Source organism: Mycobacterium sp., assembly GCF_039583805.1.
Lineage (GTDB): Bacteria > Actinomycetota > Actinomycetes > Mycobacteriales > Mycobacteriaceae > Mycobacterium.
Map to the genome: position 1 here is coordinate 1 of NZ_JAVKSH010000188.1, position 2,530 is coordinate 2,530.

Annotated in this window: 1 protein-coding gene and 2 pseudogenes; 2 read left to right on the top strand and 1 reads right to left on the bottom strand. The window is 73.0% G+C overall.

Annotated elements, in window-relative coordinates; genetic code table 11:
- Positions 1-164 (top strand): annotated as a pseudogene (locus ABDW21_RS16795) (L,D-transpeptidase); the annotation flags it as partial.
- On the opposite strand, the gene ABDW21_RS16800 reads toward ABDW21_RS16795, so the two are convergent.
- Positions 142-912, bottom strand: coding sequence for an SDR family oxidoreductase (locus ABDW21_RS16800; RefSeq protein ID WP_343600811.1), 771 nt, complete (start codon positions 910-912; stop codon positions 142-144). The pseudogene ABDW21_RS16795 and the gene ABDW21_RS16800 overlap by 23 nt on opposite strands.
- Positions 913-1,091: 179 nt before the next feature.
- Here ABDW21_RS16800 and ABDW21_RS16805 point away from each other — a divergent pair.
- A pseudogene (locus ABDW21_RS16805) lies at positions 1,092-2,342 on the top strand (ROK family protein); the annotation flags it as partial.
- Positions 2,343-2,530 lie beyond the last annotated feature (188 nt).

Genomic DNA, 2,530 nt, shown 5'->3' on the forward strand with positions numbered 1-2,530 from the left:
CGGTGGACTGGGACACCTGGGTGTCGATGTCGGCGCTGCCGCCGCCGGGCGGGTCGACCTCGCCGCAGGTGAATGCGCGGATCCCGCGCAGCGCGCCGGCGACGCCCAGCGACGCGCCGACGCTGTCGGGAACCCCGACCACTATCGCCCGACCCGGCGGGTAACCCGCCGGGTTGCCGAGGCCTGGTCACGTGGCCGGATCACGATCTGGTCGAGGTTGACATGGCACGGCCGCGACGCCACGAACCCGATCACCTCGGCGACGTCGGCGGCGCTCAGCGGCGTCATGCCCGCGTAGACGGCGTCGGCACGCTGCTGGTCGCCGTCGAAGCGGACCAGCGAGAACTCGGTCTCGACCGCTCCGGGTGCGATCTCGGTGAGCCGCACCGGCTTTCCCAGCAGCTCGCCGCGCAGGGTGCGGTGCAGCGCGGCCTGCGCGTGCTTGGCCGAGGTGTAGCCGGCGCCGCCGTCGTAAACCTCCAGCGCCGCGATCGAGGTGACGGTGACGATCAAGCCGTCGCCGGAGGCGATCAGCCTGGGCAGCAGCGCCCGGGTCACCCGCAGCGTGCCCAGCACGTTGGTCTCCCACATCCAGCGCCAATGCGCCAGGTCGGCGTCGGCCACCGGCTCCAGTCCTCGGGCGCCGCCGGCGTTGTTGACCAGCACATTGACCGAACCGGAGACCTGGTCGACGCAGCGCGCAAGCGCTTCTACGGCGGCGGCGTCGGTGACGTCGGCGACCACGGCGGTGCCGCCGATCTCGTCGGCCAGCGCCCGCAGGCGATCCGCTCGGCGCGCCACCACCACCACCGCGAAGCCCTGGCCGGCCAGGGTTCTCGCGGTCGCTTCGCCGATCCCGGAGCTGGCCCCGGTGACGACGGCGACGCGGCTGTGGCCACGCTGTGTCGTCACCGGGACGACTCTACTGACCGTGCTAAGTTCGTGACGTGCACGCCACCGTGGTCTGGTTCTCGTCCGCGTGTCTGTTCGCGGACCGCGCGTGTCGTCGCCGCGCACTGTGCCGAGCCTGACGCCAAGCCAGGTACGGCCCCGGCCCATCATCGGAACGTGGACGTTAAGGACACCCACCAGTGCGCTCGAACACCCTGACCACTCACCCGCACACCCGTGACGGCCCGGTGCGTGCCCGCCCGCGGGTCGTCGCAGCGTCGCTGCAGCTCTCCGACGGCGCGGCGGCGTCGGTCTTCCGGGCGGTGCGGCTCCGCGGCCCGATCGGTCGCGACGTCATCGCCAAGGACACGTCGCTGAGCATCGCCACGGTGAACCGCCAGGTGATCGCGCTACTGGGTGTCGGCCTGCTGCGGGAGCGCGCCGACCTGGCCGTTGCCGGCGCGATCGGACGTCCGCGGGTGCCCGTCGAGGTCAACCACGAACCGTTCATGACGCTGGGCGTCCACATCGGGGCGCGCACCACCAACATCGTGGCCACCGACCTGCTCGGGCGCACGCTGGACTCGGTCGAAACCCCGACGCCGCAATCCGGTCAGGGGCCGGCGCTGGCGTCGCTGGCCGACGACGCCCGGCGATATCTGCGGCGCTGGCACCGGCGCCGGACGCTGTGGATTGGCGTCGCGATCGGTGGAGCGGTCGACGCCGCCACCGGGCGCGTCGACCACGCGCGGCTGGGCTGGCGGGCGGCTCCGGTCGGGCCGGTGTTCGCCGAGGTGCTCGACCTGCCCGCGTCGGTCGCCTCGCATGTCGACGCGATGGCGGGGGCCGAGCTGCTGATCGGGATGCGCCGGCCGACACCGACTGCGTCGACCAGCAGCCTGTACGTCTACGCCCGCGAAACCGTGGGCTACGCGCTGATGATCGGCGGCCGGGTGCACACCCCGGCCAGCGGCCCGGGGACGATCGCGAATCTCCCCGTGGTGTCGGAGCTGCTCGGCGATTCCGGCCGGCTGGAGTCCACCGTGAGCGACGAGGCGGTGCTGGCCGCAGCGCGGCGGATGCGCATCGTGGCGACCGGCGCCAAGGGCGGACCCGGCGGCGCCATCAGCGAACTGATCCGGTTGGCCCGCACCGGCAGCCCGCAGGCGCAGGCCCTGTTGGCTGAGCGCGCCCGCGTGCTCGGCGAGGCGGTCGCGTTGCTGCGGGACCTGTTCAACCCCGATGACCTGGTCGTCGGCGGGCAGGCGTTCACGGAGTATCCGGAGGCCATGGCGCAGGTGGTGGCCGCCTTCGCCGCCCGCTCGGTGCTGCCGCGGCGGGACATCCGGGTGACTGCGTTCGGCAACCGGGTGCAGGAGGCCGGCGCCGGGATCGTGTCGCTGGGCAGGCTGTACGCCGACCCGGTCGGGGCCATGCGGCGCACCCGGGCCGCGGTGTCGGCACCGTCCGACGACGCGCGGGCACTGTCCGACGAGGCGCGGGCACCGTCCGACGACGCGCGGGCACCGTCCGACGACGCGCGGGCACCGTCCGACGAGGCGCGGGTGTGCGACACGAATGTAGGTGACGGGGGTTGAGGCTGGTCGAGATGTAGTCTGGTTGTGGTTATAACAACCAG